The 18,385-nt window shown below is 57.3% G+C and carries 13 protein-coding genes and 1 pseudogene; 9 read left to right on the top strand and 5 right to left on the bottom strand.

The features are described from left to right. The first annotated feature begins 29 nt into the window (after positions 1-29). The 3 genes from BM357_RS09840 to BM357_RS09830 are packed head-to-tail and all read left to right on the top strand — an operon-like array spanning position 30 to position 2,781. Positions 30-989, top strand: coding sequence for an ABC transporter substrate-binding protein (locus tag BM357_RS09840; RefSeq protein WP_074952366.1), 960 nt, complete (start codon positions 30-32; stop codon positions 987-989). Beyond that, positions 986-2,002, top strand: a complete 1,017-nt coding sequence (locus BM357_RS09835) for a FecCD family ABC transporter permease (protein ID WP_074952363.1) — start codon at positions 986-988, stop codon at positions 2,000-2,002. The genes BM357_RS09840 and BM357_RS09835 overlap by 4 nt, the downstream gene beginning before the upstream one ends. A 5-nt stretch (positions 2,003-2,007) precedes the next feature. Further along, entirely contained in the window at positions 2,008-2,781 is a 774-nt protein-coding gene (locus tag BM357_RS09830) for an ABC transporter ATP-binding protein (RefSeq protein WP_074952359.1), read from the top strand. A gap of 100 nt (positions 2,782-2,881) precedes the next feature. On the opposite strand, the gene BM357_RS09825 is transcribed toward BM357_RS09830, so the two are convergent. From BM357_RS09825 to BM357_RS09815, 3 genes are all read right to left on the bottom strand, one after another. Beyond that, on the bottom strand, positions 2,882-6,016 hold the full coding sequence (locus BM357_RS09825; protein ID WP_074952356.1) for an efflux RND transporter permease subunit: 3,135 nt from the start codon (positions 6,014-6,016) through the stop codon (positions 2,882-2,884). 11 nt (positions 6,017-6,027) lie between these two features. Beyond that, positions 6,028-7,842 (bottom strand): efflux RND transporter periplasmic adaptor subunit, encoded by a 1,815-nt coding sequence (locus tag BM357_RS09820; RefSeq protein ID WP_074952353.1) that lies wholly within the window; start codon positions 7,840-7,842, stop codon positions 6,028-6,030. A 409-nt stretch (positions 7,843-8,251) separates the two neighbouring features. Beyond that, the gene (locus BM357_RS09815) at positions 8,252-8,851 is read right to left on the bottom strand and encodes a tetratricopeptide repeat protein (RefSeq protein WP_074952351.1); all 600 of its coding nucleotides are present in this window, start codon (positions 8,849-8,851) and stop codon (positions 8,252-8,254) included. Between the two features lie 363 nt (positions 8,852-9,214). Between BM357_RS09815 and BM357_RS09810 the strand changes: the two genes are divergently transcribed. The 4 genes from BM357_RS09810 to BM357_RS09795 all read left to right on the top strand — a co-directional run bounded on the left by BM357_RS09810 (position 9,215) and on the right by BM357_RS09795 (position 14,051). Then, positions 9,215-9,871: an HlyD family efflux transporter periplasmic adaptor subunit gene (locus BM357_RS09810; RefSeq protein WP_074952348.1), complete on the top strand. Its 657-nt coding sequence runs from the start codon at positions 9,215-9,217 to the stop codon at positions 9,869-9,871. Between the two features lie 39 nt (positions 9,872-9,910). After that, a complete protein-coding gene (locus tag BM357_RS09805; protein ID WP_074952345.1) occupies positions 9,911-11,860 on the top strand; it encodes an HlyD family secretion protein in 1,950 nt (649 codons plus the stop codon). Positions 11,861-11,928: 68 nt separating this feature from the next. Next, positions 11,929-12,402: a MarR family winged helix-turn-helix transcriptional regulator gene (locus BM357_RS09800; protein WP_074952342.1), complete on the top strand. Its 474-nt coding sequence runs from the start codon at positions 11,929-11,931 to the stop codon at positions 12,400-12,402. A gap of 92 nt (positions 12,403-12,494) precedes the next feature. Then, on the top strand, positions 12,495-14,051 hold the full coding sequence (locus BM357_RS09795; protein WP_074952340.1) for a DHA2 family efflux MFS transporter permease subunit: 1,557 nt from the start codon (positions 12,495-12,497) through the stop codon (positions 14,049-14,051). 210 nt (positions 14,052-14,261) lie between these two features. Here the strand turns inward: BM357_RS09795 and BM357_RS09790 are convergent, their stop codons facing one another. Then, positions 14,262-15,725 (bottom strand): tetratricopeptide repeat protein, encoded by a 1,464-nt coding sequence (locus BM357_RS09790; RefSeq protein WP_175511498.1) that lies wholly within the window; start codon positions 15,723-15,725, stop codon positions 14,262-14,264. A 315-nt stretch (positions 15,726-16,040) separates the two neighbouring features. Here BM357_RS09790 and istA point away from each other — a divergent pair, with 315 nt between their 5' ends. Both istA and BM357_RS09780 read left to right on the top strand, forming a co-directional pair. Next, on the top strand, positions 16,041-17,543 hold the full coding sequence (gene istA / locus BM357_RS09785) for an IS21 family transposase (protein ID WP_074952334.1): 1,503 nt from the start codon (positions 16,041-16,043) through the stop codon (positions 17,541-17,543). Further along, positions 17,540-18,055 (top strand): ATP-binding protein, encoded by a 516-nt coding sequence (locus tag BM357_RS09780; RefSeq protein ID WP_245783932.1) that lies wholly within the window; start codon positions 17,540-17,542, stop codon positions 18,053-18,055. The genes istA and BM357_RS09780 overlap by 4 nt, the downstream gene beginning before the upstream one ends. A 197-nt stretch (positions 18,056-18,252) precedes the next feature. On the opposite strand, the pseudogene BM357_RS19315 reads toward BM357_RS09780, so the two are convergent. Continuing rightward, positions 18,253-18,385 (bottom strand): annotated as a pseudogene (locus BM357_RS19315) (IS256 family transposase); the annotation flags it as partial.

Here is an 18,385-nt window from a genome sequence, read left to right as displayed (position 1 = left end):
TGCCCGACGGAAGACTAGGAGGCATGTCAATGAAAAAGGTTGCAGTCGCCTTCCATACAGCCGCCCTCGTTCTCGCGTTGTTGGGCGTCGCGGGCTGTGGAACCAGCCATCCTACCTCACTCTCGAATCATACCAGTTCTGCAAATTCTTCCACGCCGACCGCGTTTCCGGTGACCTTGAAAGACGATGCCGGTCACACGGTAACCGTTGCCAAGCGCCCGGAGCGGATTGCTTCCACGACAGAAGGTACCGACGAGATCCTGTCTGGATTGGTTCCGAAGAAAAACATTGTTCTCGTCACCACATACTCGAATGATCCGTCCTACTCCAATATCACGTCATTTGTAAAGGGAATCCCTACCATTCAAGGTGCCGATGCTGAACAGATCATCGCCGCACATCCTGACTTGGTCCTCATGGCTTCATACACCAACCAGAATGTCGTCAGCCAGATTGAGCAGGCGCACATCCCTGCGTACGAATTCAATAATTTCAACTCCATTGGCGACATAGAACGAAATATCGAGGTTGTCGGCACACTTGTCGGAAACGAAAGCGGTGCCGATAAGATGGTCCGCGATATGGAAACGCAAATTCAAGCCATCCAGAACAAGGTCAAGGGCCAGAAGAAAGTTCGTGTACTGAACTACAGTTCTTATGGATATGTGGCAGGCTCGTCGACGACCGTCAACGACGTCATTGTCGACGCGGGAGGCGTCAACGCGGCAGCGAACCTGAAGGGATGGCAGAAAGTCAGCGATGAGGAAGTCGTCAAGCTGAGTCCGGATGTCATCATCGTGGCAAGCGATGACCATGGATTCATTCAGAGAATCTTGGCGAATCCGGCACTCAAGACCGTCCCGGCGGTGAAAAATCATCGGGTCTACAGCATCAATTCGGCCCATCTGACCAGTGTATCGCAATACGTCGTTCTTGGGGTGCAGGATGTGGCCAAGGCACTGTACCCGAACGTTGATTTCGCACCATGACTTCGAAGCGGACTGGATGGGTATTTCTCTTCTTGAGTATAACGCTCTGTATCTCCGCCGCGCTGGAACTGTCGCTCGGTCCGATGACCATCCCCATCACGAGCATCCCATCGGCTGTCTGGAGCTACTTGCACGGGGCGCGCGGCACGGACGAAGTCGTCGTGGGCGCGATTCGGTTGCCACGCCTCCTGGTGGCGATGCTGGTGGGGGCAGGGCTGGCCAGCACAGGTGCCGTGCTGCAGGGCATTTTCCGGAATCCCATGGCAGATCCATCTATTATCGGGGTGTCAAGCGGCGGTTCGCTCGGCGCGGTCCTCACCATTCAATTCGGTTTGGCGCAAGCATCCCAGTGGTATACGCCACTGGGCGCGTTTGCGAGCGGACTGGTCGTCGTCTTCGTGGTCTATCGTCTCTCGACCACTTGGGGCAGGACATCCATCTATTCTCTGCTTCTATCCGGAGTCGCCGTCAACTCCTTTTGCAGCGCGATTGTCACCCTTGTGCTGTCCCTGGCCCCGTTGCAAACCATGCAACAGATGATGTTTTGGTTGATGGGGGGGCTGGACGGGAGCACGTGGAGTGAATGTTTGATTCTGGCCGGCCTCGTAACGGCGGGCTTTCTCATTTATCTGTCCCAGGCGCATGCACTCGATTTGATTTCCATCGGAGAGGAACACGCTGAGGGAGTAGGCGTGTCTCTTCAGTTTACCAAACAGGTCACACTCGCCACGTCCGCCTTTGTGGTGGGCGCTTGTGTCAGCGCGACCGGTGTGATTGGATTTGTCGGTCTCATCGTACCGCATCTGCTGCGGTTGTGGATGGGGCCCCGTCATCGCAATCTCATCCCGGCATCGGCACTGGGTGGAGCGGTGCTGATGCTGTTGTCCGATCTTGTGGCCAGGATGGCCCTGCTCCCAGTTGAGTTGAATATCGGGATCGTCACATCCTGTTTGGGGGCTCCATTCTTTCTGTTCTTGTTGCGACGGCAGGAATTGCGTTCCCACCGGGGGTGATACGGATGGATAAGAGCTTCCCAGAGCTTCGCCTGGAGCAGGTTTCGTTTCGCGGAGTTTTGCGCGATGTCAGTTTGGGATGGGCACCCGGTCACCTCATCGGGTTGATTGGACCGAACGGAGCGGGCAAGTCGACCTTATTGCGGATAGCCGCAGGGATTGCGCATCCGACCTCGGGCGCCGTCTACCTGAGAGACAAGTTGCTGAGGGATATCCCGCCCCGTCATCGTGCCAAGGAGATGGCCTACTTGCCGCAACACGTCCCCGAGAACGTGATGTTCACCGTCGAACAGTACGTGGAAATGGGGCGCTTTGCCTACCGGACAGCATGGGGCAGTTTGGACCGGGAGAGCAGGGAGGCGGTGCGTCAGGCTCTCAACACGTTAAATTTGTCTCGTTACCGCGATGTGCGCCTGGAACGCCTGTCTGGCGGTGAGCGGCAACGAGCGGGCATTGCCCGCTGCATCGCCCAGGGAAGTCGGATCATCCTGTTAGATGAGCCGATATCCAACTTGGATTTGTACTACCAGGTGGATATTCTCAAGCGCCTGCAACTCCTGGCGCATCAGGGTTATCTCATTGTCGTCGCGATACACAATCTGGAGCTGGCTGCCCGCTACTGCGACACATTGGTGCTCCTTCACAACGGGCAGGTGTATGCCCACGGCTCCCCCCCGGAGGTGCTGACGGAGCAAGCCCTGTTGGATGTATTTCGCGTTCCGGTGAAGATATACACGGATCCGCACGCAGGCTATTTGCGCGTCAGCCACCTCTCGTGAAGCGGGGGTGGGGGGCCCTGTGAAGACGAATTCGCTGCCCCCTTCGAGTTCTCCTCGGCATAACCCCCAGTTGGACAGCCCCTGCACATCCGCATCCGTTTTACATACCGGCCGAAGATGTGGTGTGAGCCGACACCCCTCTCCGCACAAACCATTTCTTGACCCTCTGAATCGCATTCTCCGTGGTCACGTACATCACTGGCACCAGCACCAAGGTCACCAATGTGGAGAACATCAGGCCGAACGCAATCACAGTCGCCATGGACGCGAGTGACTCCGCACCCGTCCCGTAGCCGAGCACCAGCGGGAACATGGCGAGCACCGTCGTCAAGGTGGACATCAAAATGGGACGCAGGCGAATCGGTCCCGCCTCCAGGAGTGCCTCGCGTAACGTGCGGCCCTTCGCGCGCAACTGATTGGTGTAGTCCACCAGCACAATCGCGTTGTTCGCGATGAGGCCCATCACCATCACCACGCCGATGATGGAGTTGATGTTCAGGGACCGGTGTGTCAACAACAGGCCAAGCGCGGCCCCGATGAAGGTCGGCGGCAGTGAAAACATGATGACGAACGGAGTCAGGAACGACTCAAACAGGCTCGCCATCACCATGTACAGGAGCACCACCGAAGCCAGCAGCGCCAAGCCCAAGCTGATGAAGGCGCTGTTCATGAATTGCCCCTGCTGTCCAAAACCGACGGAGTAACCTTCCGGAATGCGCATCGTGCTGAACTGCTGGCTCAACATGCGTTGCACCTGACCGGGCGACGTGCCGTACACATCCGCCTGCACCGTCACGGACTGAACGCCGTTGATGTCGGTAATCCGCGGAGGTTCCTGCGACACCGTCAAGGTCCCCACCTGTTGCAGCGGAACCGCTTGCCCCTGGCTGTTCGTAATCAAGATCTGCGACAGGTTCCCGATATTCCTGGAGAAGTCCTCCGGGAGCTTGACGACGATGTCATACTCCTTGCCATTCTGGTAGAACGTGGATGTATTGACGCCCTGAAACGACTGGCGCAGCGCCGTCTCCACTTGCTGGGCCGTCAGATGGTACCGCGCCAACGCGGCCGGGTTGAGGTTCAATTGATAGTCTGGCGTGCCCTGCTCCAGGGAGTTTTGCACGTATTGCAGGCCCGGCGTGCGCTTCATGATGCTGGCGACCTGATCACTGAGGATCTTCAAGGTGTTCGGATCCGGCCCCTCGATGGTAACCGTTACACCGCCGGACACTGGCCCCGCACCCGGCGAGACCGGCGACACGGTCACCTGAATTCCGGGCATGTTGGCCACGTACTTTTGGAAGTCGTGCGCCACCTGCAGAGCCGTCTGCTGCATGTCCGGGCGGAGCGTGACAGTGATGCTGGCCGTGTTCGTGGACCCGCTCGCCAGCCCTGCTCCTCCGCCCACCTGTTCAAAAATGGACTGCACGCCCGGCATTTTCTGTTTCGCCAGATCCGCAATTTGGTTAGCGACCTGGGTGGCCCTGTCCAGGCTGGTGCCGTTGGGCAAGTTGATGCTGATGCCCAATTGGTTGGTATTGACTCTCGGCACCAGTTCGAAACCGATGACCGGGACCATCATGTAGCTCGCCAACAGCATGACGACCGTGGCGGCGATGACCGTGAATCTGTGATTCAGTCCCCAGTTCAGGACGCGTCGGTATGCGCGCGTCAAGTCGTACATGCCGCGGGCAAACCAGTCAAACGGATTCCAGGCTCGGAACGGTGCCGTCTTGCCAGGAATGGTGTCCTCCTGTTGGAACCGCGGCCCCTTCAGCAGCCGGGACGCCAGCACCGGCGTGAAGGTGATGGCCACCACCAGCGCCGCGACGTGTGAAAAGCTGACCGTCAGCGCAATCGGCCGGAAGAACTGCCCCGCGATCCCGGGGGTGAAGATGGCGGGCGCGAACACGCACACCTGGGCCATCGCCGCCACCAATACCGCCAGGCCGACCTCCGCGGTGCCCGTGCGCGCCGCTTCCATCGGATCGAGCCCTCTCTGGCGGGCGCGAAAGATGCTTTCCAGCACGACAATGGAGAAGTCGACCAATGAACCGAGGCCCACGGCGAGGCTTCCCAGCGTCACTGAATTGATGGTGATGCCCCCCGCCCACATCGGGATGAAGGTGGCCAACACCGCAATCGGAATGGCCACGGCAATCACCGTCGTCGTCCGGATGCTGCGCAGAATCAAGAGCATCACGAGGACGCCGAGGATGAAGCCGAGGATGGTGTGATCTACGACGGTGTGGATGGTGTCGCGGATGGTCTGGGCGGAGTCGCTCAGGACCGTGAGCTTCTCGGTCTTCGGCAGTTGGTGCGAAAGCCTGGCGACGGTCTGGAGCACCTCGTCGGACACCTTGACCGTGTTGGCGTCGCTCGCCTGCACCACGCTCAGGCTGACAGACGGCTTCCCGTCGAGGGTCGAAATCATGGAGACGTCGGCGTAACCGTCCTGCACCTGGGCCACGTCGCCGACGGTGATTGTCCCCTGACCGGTCTGAATGGGAATGTCCATGATTTCGGACGGCGATGAGACCTGACCCGCGATGTGCAGCGGAATCAGCAGGGAGCCTTTGCTCACCTGGCCCGCGTCGGTGGAGAGGTTGTTCGCCGTCAGCGCCTGCACCACCTGACTGATGGACAGGTGGTAAAAGTTGAGGCGGTCGGGATTGACAAGCACGTTGATCTGCCGGTCCAAGCCGCCGGCGACGTTGACGGCGCCGACGCCGTTCAGGTGCTGCAGCGCCGGGAGCACGATGTTGTTGGCGGAGTCCGTGAGGGCGCTGAGCGGCTCGTCGCCGGACAGCGAGATGGTCAAGATGGGACGGTTGCTCGGGTCAAACTGCTGGACCACGGGCGCAGAAGCATCCGAAGGGAGCTGGTTCTGCACCCGGTTAACCAGGGTTCTCATCTGGTCCACCTGCTGCCGGATGTCCACCCCGTAGTTGAAGAGGACGACGACCTGGCTGGAGCCTTGGGTGGAGGTGGAGTCAATCTCCGATACGCCGGACAGGCTCTGCAACTGTTGCACAATCGGTTGTGTGACCTGCTTGTCCACCTCCTGCGGGGACGCCCCCGCCCAGGCCGTGGTCACCGCCGCCACCGGCAGGTCCAGGGTGGGATACAGTTCCAGCGGCAACTGCAACAACGAAAAGATACCAATCATGAGGGTCGCGACCATCACCATGGTCGTGGTTACGGGGCGCCGAATGGACAGATTGGTGATTTTCATAAGAACTCTCCTTACTCCCCTGTTTTGGCGCTACCCGTTTGTTTGGTGCTGTCCGTGTCCGGGACAATGGTGACCTTGTCTCCGTCGGACAACAGATTTTGTCCTTTCACGACCAGTTGATCGCCCGTCTGCAAACCGCTGGTGATCTCGTATTGACTGCTAGTCATGGCCCCCACTTGGACAATCCGGCTGTGGGCCACCCCGTTTTGCACGACGAAGACTTCCTGGGCGCCGCTCTGCAAACTCAGGACGCTGTCGGCGGGAACCAGGATGGCAGTCTGCGAACCGGTTGTCTCCTGGCGGGCCTCGACCTGCATGCCAGGCAGCAATTTGGCGCCCCCTCCGTCCAATTCAATGTCCACCGGGTACTGGTTGGTGGCGCTGTCGAGCTGCGGATGGATGGCGAACACTTTACCTTCCACCGTCTGATTCAAGGTCGGCACGTAGACGCTCATCTTGGTGCCCACCTTCAGTTTGCCGATGTCAAACTCGGGCACCTGGACGGTGGCCATCGCCGGGTCCATGGAGGCAATCGTGATCATCTGAGTTTGCGGTCCCACGTTCTGGCCCACCTGCGCATTCACGGCCTGTACATAGCCGCTGATGGGCGTCGTAACCTGCCCGTCTTTCACCTGCATTTCCAGCGTCGCCTGGGCGGTTTGCAGATTGGCCGTGCTCGTCTTGAGCTGCGCCAGTGCGTTGTCCAGCGCCTGTTTGGCCTGCGTGCGATCATCGTAGATGGCCTGCGCCAGCTTCAAGGAGCTCTGCGCGGCTTGGTACTGCGCCTGGGCCTGAGCGAGGGACGTCTCGGCCTGCTGCACGGTGAGCTGGGTCTGTTGCGCCAAATTGGTGGACGCATCCGGTGTGGCGTCTGCCAGGCTCTTCTGGGCGTTGGCCAGGTTCGACTGGGCCGAACTCAGGGCGGTCTGCGCCTGTGACACAGCGGCAAGTCCCTGGTTGTACTGTTGCTGCGCCTGCTGCAACTGGGTGTAACCCGTATTCAGCGCGTTGTAGATAGATTGGTAGGCCTGCACCTGGTTGGCGTACGGATTGTTGCCGCCGAACGCGCCATGTTGCCAACTGTTGTAAGACGCGAGCGCCTTTTCGTAATTTTCATACGCTTGTTGCACCTGTTCCTGGGTGATGTCCCCGTACAGCCGCTTGGCGGTGTCCAGGTTCTGCTGGAGGATCTGCAGGTTGCTGTTGGCCAGATCGAGCTGTTTTTTGGCCGAGTCGACCGCCTGCTGGTCCGCGGCAACCACCGCCTGCAGCGCGGACAGGTCCTGGGGAGTCCCGCCTCCTTTGAGCGCCGCCTGCGCCTGTAACTGGGCCTTCTGCAAGTTCTGTTCCGCCGCCTGCACAGCAAGCTTTTGCTGTTCCACCGCGTTTTGCGCCGCTTGCAGTTGCTGCTGCGCGCTGGTACGGTCGTTGTACATGGCGAGGGCGTCCGCGTACTGCTGCTTGGCATTGGACAACGCGACCTGGGCCTGAGTGACCGCATTTTGTTGCGGAACCAGCGTAGATTTATCCAGAGTTGCGACCACCTGGCCAGCCTTCACGACATCTCCGGGGCGCACATTGACGGCGCTCAACAGCCCGGAGGCGGCGGGCGACAGGACGGTCTGGATGTACGGCGTCACCTGTCCGAGGTATGTATCCCCAATCGTCATCGGCGAGGGTTTCACCGTCATGACGCTCACGGGAGCGGGCGGGAGCGGCGGAAGGTTCGGCTTCTGAGACGACCCGCAACCCGGCAGAAAGATGATTGGCGCTGCCGCCAGGACGGCAGCGATGGCCGCAGCTTTGTGATGTTTTGTTTTGAACATATCAACCTTGCCCCTTCAAGAAGGTGGTGAACACTGTCGTTTTTAGGCAGATTCCGACATCCCTGATTCGGCTACAGGGTAGCTCCCGAGCGCTCAAGCGGAGTCTATGTTTGAATCAAACGGGAAAGAAGATTGAAGGGAACGGAGATCCCAACTATCCCAATTCTACACGACAAATCACAAGTGCTTCAGTAAGTTTTCACGCCTACTTGTCACAAATTCAGGATATAAAGATAGCACCATGATACCCAGGTGTCCATAAGAATCTTGGATAGCCCCGGAACCATTGGTCTCACGTACCGGCCGAACATCGTCTAATGACCTTGGATGGTTGATCAGCAAATGGGACCCTGACGAAAGCAGGGGCCCATTTGGGGGGCTCTATTCGAGAATGGGTGGATGACGGCGTTCAGCTCAACTTCTTCAAGTTGTCCTGAAATGATTTGTAGAGCGGATCACTCTTTGAAACCTTGCTGAGCCCCTGTTGGAAAGCAGCCTTCGCAGCCGACTTGTCCCCGAGGTCAAGTTCGCAAAGACCGAGATTCAACCAGCCAAACCCATAAGAGGGATCAACCTGTGTCGCCTTTTGATAGTACTGCAAGGCTTCCTTGGGCTGCTTCAGGCCCCGATAATACACGTTGCCCAGGTTGTTATACGGGATAACGTTCTTGGGATCATCGGATATCGCCTTTTTGTAGTAACGGATGGCCTTTTGCATGTCTCCGTTTACGTACGCGCTGATGCCTGCCTGGATCTGGGCATGCGCGTCGGATGGATGGGCATCCGCAGCCTTTTCATATTTGGCAAGGTTATCTTGGCCCCCATAGGCTTCCCCTCCGACGATGAGCCCGCCGTGTCCGTTCGATGACACCGAAGGGGCCTTACCGGCAACGTTCGCGCTGGTTGTCTGATTCGTTATGTTAGCCGGCACGGTTGTATTGGACTCCCCACAACCTGTGGCCATGATGGCGAGCGCGACGACGGAGGATATCCACGTGGTTTTCTTCAAAACACATCATCCCTTTCGTGGAAGCCTTCGCACCCACTATACCTGCTAGACTGAGACGGTGCAAAGTCAATTCCGTGTTTGTTCACCAGGTGCTGGAGTTCTGGGCCATTCACAAAAGCTCCTAGCCTCCTGCGGGCTCGTGAAGTACATGCCGCCGGCGAGGGTACAAAACTTGGCTTAGAAAAGTAAACGTTTTTTCTGCAAATTGTTCGTGATATAATCGAATTCGCGTATCACCCACCGCACCCAGCCAAACGGCTTCGGCCCATGTTTTCCGGCTTCTCCAGCTCATTCGCCGCGCTGAGGGCCACCCATGCTGGTTCGGTTTAAGGGAGGACTTATAGACTAGAGGAGGTCAGATGAATGAGCCCCAAAGGGCGGAAAATTATCTTGTCCATTCTCGCCGTTGTAATAGTGGTCGGTGGGAGCATCGGCGCCTGGCTCTACCGTCAATCTCAACTCTATCTGTCCACTGACGATGCGTACGTAGACGGGCAACAAATCGTTGTCGCCGCACCAGCGTCCGGTCAATTGCAAGGATGGACCGGACAGGTTGGAAACACATTCCAACAAGGTAGCACCGTCGGCCAAGTGGTGACCCGCACGGGAGATGCGTCTTCATCCGTGCCTGTCCCGATCCCGGCAAATGCAACCATCGTACAGAATGACGCAGTCAACGGGGAATTCGTCGCCGTGGGGACGCCGCTGGCGTACGCGTACAACATGAACGACCTGTGGGTGACCGCCAACATCAAAGAAAAACTGGTACATACGGTCGCCGTGGGCGATCCGGTGGACATCACGGTGGACGCGTACCCGCACCTGGTGCTGCACGGCAAAGTGGTACGCATCGGCTTGGCGACGGCCAACACATTCGCTCTGCTGCCCACGGAGAGCACCAACGCCAACTTCACAAAGGTTCAGCAGGTCGTGCCCGTCAAAATCGCCCTCTATGGATATCAGGGTCTCGGCCTCGTGCCCGGGCTGAGCGTGGAAGTCCGCATCCACAAGCATGCGTGAACGGTCGCACCGTAATTCATGAAATCGGAGGGATATACGATGGCGGAAGCAGGATTGAACATGGAGTCCACCGGCGGAAAGCGAACCCTGTCTCGTAAGGGCTGGGTGGCCGCAGGAATCGCCGTGGTGGTGGTACTCGGCGCAGGGACCGCCGTCACGTTGCGCGCGGTGCAAGCAGCCCCCGTCATTCCGCCGGCAGACATCTACACGGTCGCCTCCGGTCAACAGGTGACAACCATTCAGACCACCGGGACGGTGGAGTCCAAGTCGGAGTCGCAACTGGCGTTCCAAAACGTCGGCGGCATCGTGAAGAAATTAAACGTGGACGTCGGCGATCACGTCAAAGCTGGTCAGGTGCTGGCCGTCCTCGACGATTCGGCGATTCAGGCGCAGATGGAAGCGGCGAAGGCCAACGTCGCAGTGGCGCAAGGGAACCTGGCGCAGGCCCAGGCGCATCTGCAGATTGTTCAGGATGGGCCAACCCCCCAGACCGTGCAAGTGGCCCAAGCGCAGGTCAAGGCAGCTGAAACGGTGCTGTCCAACGCGCAAAAGGCGTACCAGGATGCGTTGAATCAGTACAATGACCGGACGGCCCAGAAACAACAACTGGTCGCCGCTCAGAACTCGGTCAACCAGGCGAAAACCGCCCTGGAAACGGCCCAACAGAACCAGCAGTCCGCCATCGAGTCGGCCCAGAAGGCGCTTGAAGCAGCTCAAAACAAGCTCGCCATCGACCAACAAAATTTGCAAACCGACCAAGCCCTGTACGGCAACATCACGCTTGAACAAGTCCAGCGCGAATACCAGGAGTATCAGACCGCATTGTCTCACTTCCAGTCCTGGCAGCACGGAGCATTCGGCGGAGCGAATCCGTATCAGCAAGAACTTCAGACTGCAGAGCAGGTGTATCAGAGTGACAGCACCGGGTACTACAAGCTGCAGGCGGACCAGAACGCCGTGAAGGCGGACCAGGCCGCCGTGGCCCAGGCGCAGCAGGCGCTGACCCAGGCGCAGTCGAGCGTATCGAATCTCCAGGCGCAGTACCAGGCGGCCCTCAACGCCCTGCAGACGGCGCAGGAAGCGTATGACGACCGGACGCAGCAGCAAGCGGCCGTCGACCAAGCCGCCAACGCGGTCCAGCAGGCGCAAGCCCAGTTACAGACGGCTAAGGCACAACTCGAACAGGTGCTGCACCCGCAAAGCCCTGGGGATATTCACTCTGCCCAGGCGGGCGTGAGCACCGCGCAGGCCGGCGTGCAGGCTGCCCAGGCGCAGCTCCAACAACTGCAGGTGCAGGATGGATTCACTCAACTCAAAGCGCCAGTGGACGGCGTCATCACGGCGAAAAACGTCTCTATAGGAGACGTCGTGCAGCCCGGACAGCCCGTGTTCACCATGGATGTGAACGAACTGCACGTGTTCGTCGCCGTCTCGGAGGCGCAGTTGCGCTACGTGGAAGTGGGCGATCCGATTGAGATGACCATCTCCGCCCTGCCGGGACAAACATTCAAGGGAGCCGTGTTCGAGATCGATCCGAAGCCCATCGATGGGGCCTCGGGCATGACCGAGTACCGCGTCAAAGCGTCCCTCGACCGCTCTGCCAACGGCAAGCTGAAACCGGGGATGAACGGTACGGTCACCATTCATACCAATCTCAAGCATCAAGGCACGATGATCCCTGCGATGTCACTTCAGAATGTGGATGGTTACTATGGCGTGTATGAAGTGGCGCGCAAAGGCGTCAAACGGATTGACCGCGGAACGGACGCCGCCGCCGCCGGTGTGCCGCCGGTGCCAGAGAATGAGCTGAATAAAATTGATGCGCAGTTGCCTGACGGCGTGTACTTTCAACCTGTTCGCATTGGCTACCAGGGGAATGCGCAGGTTCAGGTCACGGCCGGTCTGCGTCCTGGCGACCAGGTACTTCTCGGCGCAGCCCGGTTCACCGTCGGCCAGGACGGCACCCGGCCGCCGGAGGCAGACGACTGATGCCAAGTCACCCAGACCGCACAGGCGGTGGTTCCCCGGAGCTGCGTGCGAAAGGACGGGGTCCGACGTTGGATCGGAACTTGCGGATTGAACTGATGATGTCGTACAGGCGGTTGCAACTGCAGTTTAAGGCGCTCATCAAGTCGATTTCTGAGATACACGGCTGCGCGGACATTCATCTGCTTCTGCTGTCCATGTTGATTTGCCACCAGGAGATCAGCTTGAGGCAGTTGGCGGAGCTGGCGGGTGTGTCCGAAAGCATGGCCAGCATTGCCGTGGACGAACTGGTCACCCGTGGCTGGGTCAATCGCGTTCGGTCTTCAGAAGACCGTCGCCGACTGGTCCTTCGGCTGCGAACGGAGGGTGCACAATTCCTGCACCATGTCATGGGAGAAGGGTCTCAGTTTGACGAGATCATATCGCAGGTGTTTGATTTGACGGAACCGGAAGCCCAATTTCTCATGCAACTGAATGAACGCATGCTCGGTAACCTGCAGCGTGAACTTGGTTTGTTTCAGTCAATAAGTGGGCTTCAAGGATAGATCTCTTCGCACCACGGACCGAGTCGCTCTGTCCGTGGTGCCACATCACTTCCGTTCGCAGACAACGGATGATCGGAAGAAAGGTGAAACGTATGACGTCAATCGCCCTTGCGGCGAAAAGAGGGGACGTGACCGTCCACCGCGGCACAATTGTCGCGGTGATGGTTTTGGGGGCTTTCGTCGCCCTGCTGAATCAGACCTTGTTGAATGTGGCAATTCCACACTTGATGAATGCCTTTGGGATCGACGCCGACACCGTGCAGTGGCTATCGACCGCATATATGTTAACGAACGGTATTGTGGTCCCCATCTCGGCGTTTCTGATTGCCACGCTGACGACGCGCACACTGTTCCTCGGCGCCATGCTCACCTTCACCGTTGGATCGGTGATCTGCAGCATCTCTCCCACGTTTTCCGTGATGCTGTTCGGGCGTGTGGTGCAGGCCATTGGCGCAGGATTGATGATGCCGTTGATGATGACGGTCATTATGGCCATCTATCCTCCCGAGACGCGGGGAAAGATGATGGGGGTTATCGGTATTTCGATGTTTTTCGCCCCTGCGGTCGGTCCCACACTGTCTGGATGGATGATTGAGAACTGGTCATGGCGCCTGTTGTTTTATGTCACCATTCCGATTGGAATCGTCGATCTCATTTTGGCGTTTCTGTTTCTCACCAACGTCGGGGAACCGAGACGAATGCGATTCGACACGGTGGGGTTCATCACGTCTACGGTGGGCTTCGGAACGCTGTTATACGGGTTCAGTGAGGCGGGCAGCAAACACTGGACCGACCCGGTCGTCGAGTTGTCCATTGCCTGCGGCGTGCTTTTTCTCATCCTGTTCGTCATTCAGGAACTCACTTACGATGCACCTATGCTGAATCTCCGGGTGTTTACGGAGCCCCAGTTCACCATCACTTCCGTCGTAAGCTCCGTTCTCAATATGGCCATCTTCGGCGGGGCCCTGCTGATACCGATTTACATGCAAAACATCCGCGGCTACACGGCCCTGCAATCCGGCCTGTTGATGCTGCCAGGTTCGATTGTGATGGCCATCATGTCCCCGATCTCAGGCATCCTGATGGACAAATACGGGGTCCGGGTGCTTGCGTTAATCGGTCTGTCTATCACCACCGTGACGACGTGGATGTATACCAAGCTGGGCGTGGACACCCCGTACAGCTACGTGATGCTTCTGTACACCGTCCGCATGTTTGGCATGTCGTTTATCGCGATGACCATCATGACATCCGGCCTAAACGCACTGCCACGGCACTTGGTGAGTCACGGCACCGCCGCCTCCAACACCGTCCGGATGGTCGCTTCGTCGCTGGGCACGGCCCTTTTGGTGTCCATTATGTCCACTCAGACCACGGCGCACTTTGACGCCTACGCCAACATGATGAACGTCGGAAATCAGTCGCTCTCCGTCGGGTTCAATTCGGTGGCGGCCGGGATGGCGCATCAGATGCGCGCCCCGCTAGGCGTGGGCACAGAAGTGGCACGTGCCCTCTGGAATCGAATCGTCACCATGAACGCCACCATTGAAGGGATTAACGACGCATTCCGAGTGGCCACCTTGCTTGCCCTCGTTGCATTGGTTCTCTCCGCATTGCTGCGCGGGCGGCCGAACAAGGCGGGGCAGTGAGCCCGGCAACTGAACGGTGAAGGCGGGCCTTCATGGGCCCGCCAGCAGGTAAGTGTCTCCCACCACTTTCCGTACACTCAAATCGTACCCCGCAGCCCCCAGCCCGCGTTATTGGACGGCTGAGGGGTACTCGCTTGGACACGTCCAACGTTGGCGATCCGTCCGGCATGAAGTACGCGATAGCCAGTTCCCGGATGGATATGCCCTCGATTATGGCATTCCATCTATCTCAAACAGCTTTCGAAAGGCGGATACAACGGTTGGATCGAACACCGTTCCACTTTGTCCAACGATTTCTTTTACTATCTCAGAGTGTCTCATTTCGTCCATTACAACTCGGGAGACATATTTGTCTACAACAGCCAGCACTCTTGCAAGGTAATGAATTTCACCCTGTTTCTTTCCCATTGGAAAGCCTGTTCCGTCGTAATTCTCGTGATGGTCAGCAACGATATCCAAGATGCGCTCAGGTAAATTGAACGTCCTGAGCATGAGTACGCTCAAATTTGGGTGCTGTTTGTATTGTTCGAATGCCTGCGGAGAACGGTGGGGATTCAAAACCACCTCGCTCTCTAAAGCGGTGAGACCATAATCTGAGAATCGTGCAGCCAACACCAGGTCGTTTTGGTCTTGTTCCGATAATCTCAACGCAGTCGCAAGAAGCTTTGTATAGTGAACCCGCATATCGAGCAGATTTGAAATGTTTTTGTGAATAATCTCTTGTGAGTTTACCACATCAAGGCAGTTCAGAAACGTAGATATTTCGGAAAACGAGAGCGCACTGCCGTCAATGAGATTGGATGGTGGAGAGTTCTGTAACAAATCGGTCATCTCGGAGTCGAGATCTTGCCATTTCCGCCACATTCCAATTTGTCCATAAAATACTTGGGCCTTCTCAGCAAGGCGAATGGCCAATTGGGTTTTGTTCGACTGCTTCGCGATTTGAGCTAAAAAACGGCACAAAATAGCGAGGTCTTCTTTATCATAACTGATGAGAGATGACCAAACGATCCTCAATGCACGTTGAGCACATGCAAGACCTTTGTCAAGCTCACCTTGAAGCAAATAAACAAACCCAAGTTCCGGAAAAACACCGATCCACCTATCGCCCGAAAGTTGCATCGCAATTTCCAAATATCTTTCAGCCTTGTCATAGTTCCCTAATTCTCGGTAAGCCAGCCCCAGATTCCCATAGAGGCGGGCGTCATAGTGGTGGGTATTTGCCGCCGAATACGCATCCAGGCTTCTTCGAGCACAATCAATCGCTTGTTCATAAAAGCCATTGAGGCCATGAATCGCAGACAAATTCAATAACAAGTGCCCCTGTTGCAGGGGTGAAAGTTCTTCCACAAACTCATATACAAGGGACAAATAGCGATAGCTGGTGTCAAACTCAGACATCCGCCTGTATACGTAGGCTAGATTGACATTATATTTTGCCCAGCCGTCTCTATCCAGTGCATGTGATATGGCTTTGGTAAACTGGCTTACCGCTTCCCGATAATCCGTCAAAAAGCTGTACGCTTTCCCCAATTCGTTGTACAACTCACCCATCCAAACGGGCTCTGGTGAACTGGCCTCCCTCTCCAGTTCATGTAAGTGATCCAATGCTGCATGAAACAGACCTTGAGAGATCAGCTTTTTTCCCCATTCCAGCCTCTCAGTCCAACCCATCATGTCACCCATGGTACACAGGAACGCGAATTGTGAACGTACTCCCCTTGCCCTCGACAGAGTCAATCTCTAACGAACCACCAAGATATGCCGCGTGTTCCTTCATCCCAATTATGCCATAATGGCCAGGCGGAATATTTGTTGGATCGAACCCTATCCCGTCATCTGTATAGCGCATAATAAAAGTGCAGAACACCGCAACGTAAAAATGCAGACTCGGTGCGGTGCCTGCGGATAGTGAATAGGCACTTGCAACACCACTCTTCCAACTCTACCCTAGGGTTTGGCAAAGAACACCTGGGGGGATGAGAGAGGATGTTGAAAGTGCCACAGCAGCAGTATATCAAGTTTCTCTACGAGAATGGGGACTGTTCGATTTCCGAAATTGCCAAGTCTCTGGGAATCAACTGGCGTACCGCCAAGAAGTACGCTATCAAGGACGACTGGAATGAGCCCTTGAGGAAGCGCCGGAAACGGTACCCCATTCTCGGTCCGTACCTTGACATCATCGATACATGGCTGACGGAGGAGCAGGCGTTGCCCCGCAAGCAGCGGTACACAGCCAAGCGAATCTTTGACCGGCTGTGTGAGGAGCACGGGTTCGAGGGCAGCCGTCGGACCGTCGAGAGGTACGTGGCCCAACGTCGCAAGGAGCTCAAATTCGAGCGTGCCGAATCCTACGAGCGGCTGGAGCACCCGGGTGGCGAGGCGCAGGTGGACTTTGGGACGGCCTACGTGGGACAAGCTGGGCAGTTTGTGGAGCGGAAAGTGCTGGTGATGTCGTTTCCGTTCAGCAATGCCGCCTTCGCCTTCCCGGTCCGTGCAGAGAACACGGAGTGCTTCCTGGAGGCGATGAAACGCATCTTCGAGCGGATAGGAGGTGTACCGAGGAAGATCTGGTTCGACAATCTGTCGGCGGCGGTCGTCTCGATTGACAGGGATGGGGGACGGACGTTTACCGACCAGTTCCTGCGATTCGCAGCTCACTACCGGTTCACCCCGGAGTTCTGCAACCCATACAGCGGTCATGAAAAGGGGCATGTGGAGAACAAGGTCGGATACGGCCGGCGCAACTGGCTCGTCCCGCCACCCGTATGCGACACGGATGCTGGGCTCGAGACATACCTGGCCCAAATGGCAGAAGCGGACATGGATCGTCCTCATTATGCCAAGAAGGAGCGCATTGCTGACCTCTGGGAGGCAGAACGCAAGAAGCTCTTGACCTTGCCGACCGTTCCATTTGAGGTCTTCCGTCTCGAACCGGCCCGCTTGAACAAATACCGGGAACTCCGGTTCGAGACGACCACGTATCCGCTGCCGCAGTGTCGTGCGCTGGAGACTGTGTTGCTCAAAGTGAAGTGGGACGAGATCGAGGTTCTGTCTAGCGACGGGGAGTATCGACTCCTGGCGACGCTGCCTCGGCCGTATACGGAGAAAGCAATTCCGATTGAGTGGCCGGCCGTGTTCGACGGCTACCGGAGAAAGCCAAGGGCGGTGATGTACTCGGACCTGGCGAAATTCATGCCCGCTTCCGTGCGCACGTTCGTACAGGTGGAGGATGTCGAGCTGAGGAAGTCTCGCATTGCCCTGATTCGTCGACTGCTGGATACGCACCAGATGTCCGAGATTGGTGCTGCACTCGATACGCTGGCGGGCCATTTCAGCCCGGAGGCTGTCCTCGAGCACACCCTATACGCCATGAAACACCCCGAGTTTCGGCCTGAACCGTTGGTGGAGTCACACACCCCGGTGGAGATTAACGGGCACATGCCCGACTTGCGACAGTATGACGCCATTCTGGGAGTGAGCAGGTCATGAAACAGGCATTGGCGGACGCATGCAAGAGTTTGCATCTAGGGTACGTGATGCAGGCGTATGAGAACATTCCTTTCAACGACCGGACCGAGTATCTCCTGGGGGTACTCGACGCAGAACTGCGAGGCCGGGAGTTATCCCGCATCCGCAGGCTGCTGAAAAAGGCCCGGTTTCCACAAGCGAAGACACTGGAGGGATATGACTTTCGGGCCGTGACGTTCCCGCCGCACTGCAGTAAGGAACTGCTCACAGACCTGGCGTTTCTAGAGAGAAAAGAGAACGTCCTTATGCTGGGGAAGGTGGGAACCGGCAAGACCCACTTAGCGATTGCCCTGGGGATGGAGGCTTGTCGGCGAGGCCATGAGGTCAGGTTCTTCCGGGTACATGATTTGGTGGCCACGCTGCAGGAGAAATACCAAGCCGGCACGCTGCGCCGCTTTCTGAGGGAGCTACAAAAGGCAGAGCTGCTCATTCTGGACGAAATGGGCTTGGTAGTGTCCCGTCAAGTGGTGTAATTTCACCGTTTGTGTCTAATTTGTGACGTCGCTGGCTTTGCCCCGTTGGGGGGATTATATCGACCGTCGTCGCTCCGTCAAGGGGCGCTGCGCTCGTCCTGTCGGACGCCCTTGACGTCGCCCCTGCCGGTCGAATTTGAGCACTTAGGGGACAAAGCCAAGGTTTGCGTGTGGCATACACGCCCACCTCCTCGTTGCTATTTCTGCAGCACTGCCTCTGCGGCCAGTAGCGTTTGGTCTGGCTTCAGTCTCGCCATAGACTCCAGGCTGAAGTAGCGTCGAGATACCATCCACTCCTCATGCTGCTCCTGCAATATGGCCCCCATTAGG

It is taken from the genome of Paenalicyclobacillus macrosporangiidus, from assembly GCF_900116805.1.
Lineage (GTDB): Bacteria > Bacillota > Bacilli > Alicyclobacillales > Alicyclobacillaceae > Alicyclobacillus_H > Alicyclobacillus_H macrosporangiidus.
The sequence above is the reverse complement of the archived record's forward strand: the minus strand, read 5'-3'. Positions and strand labels throughout refer to the sequence as shown.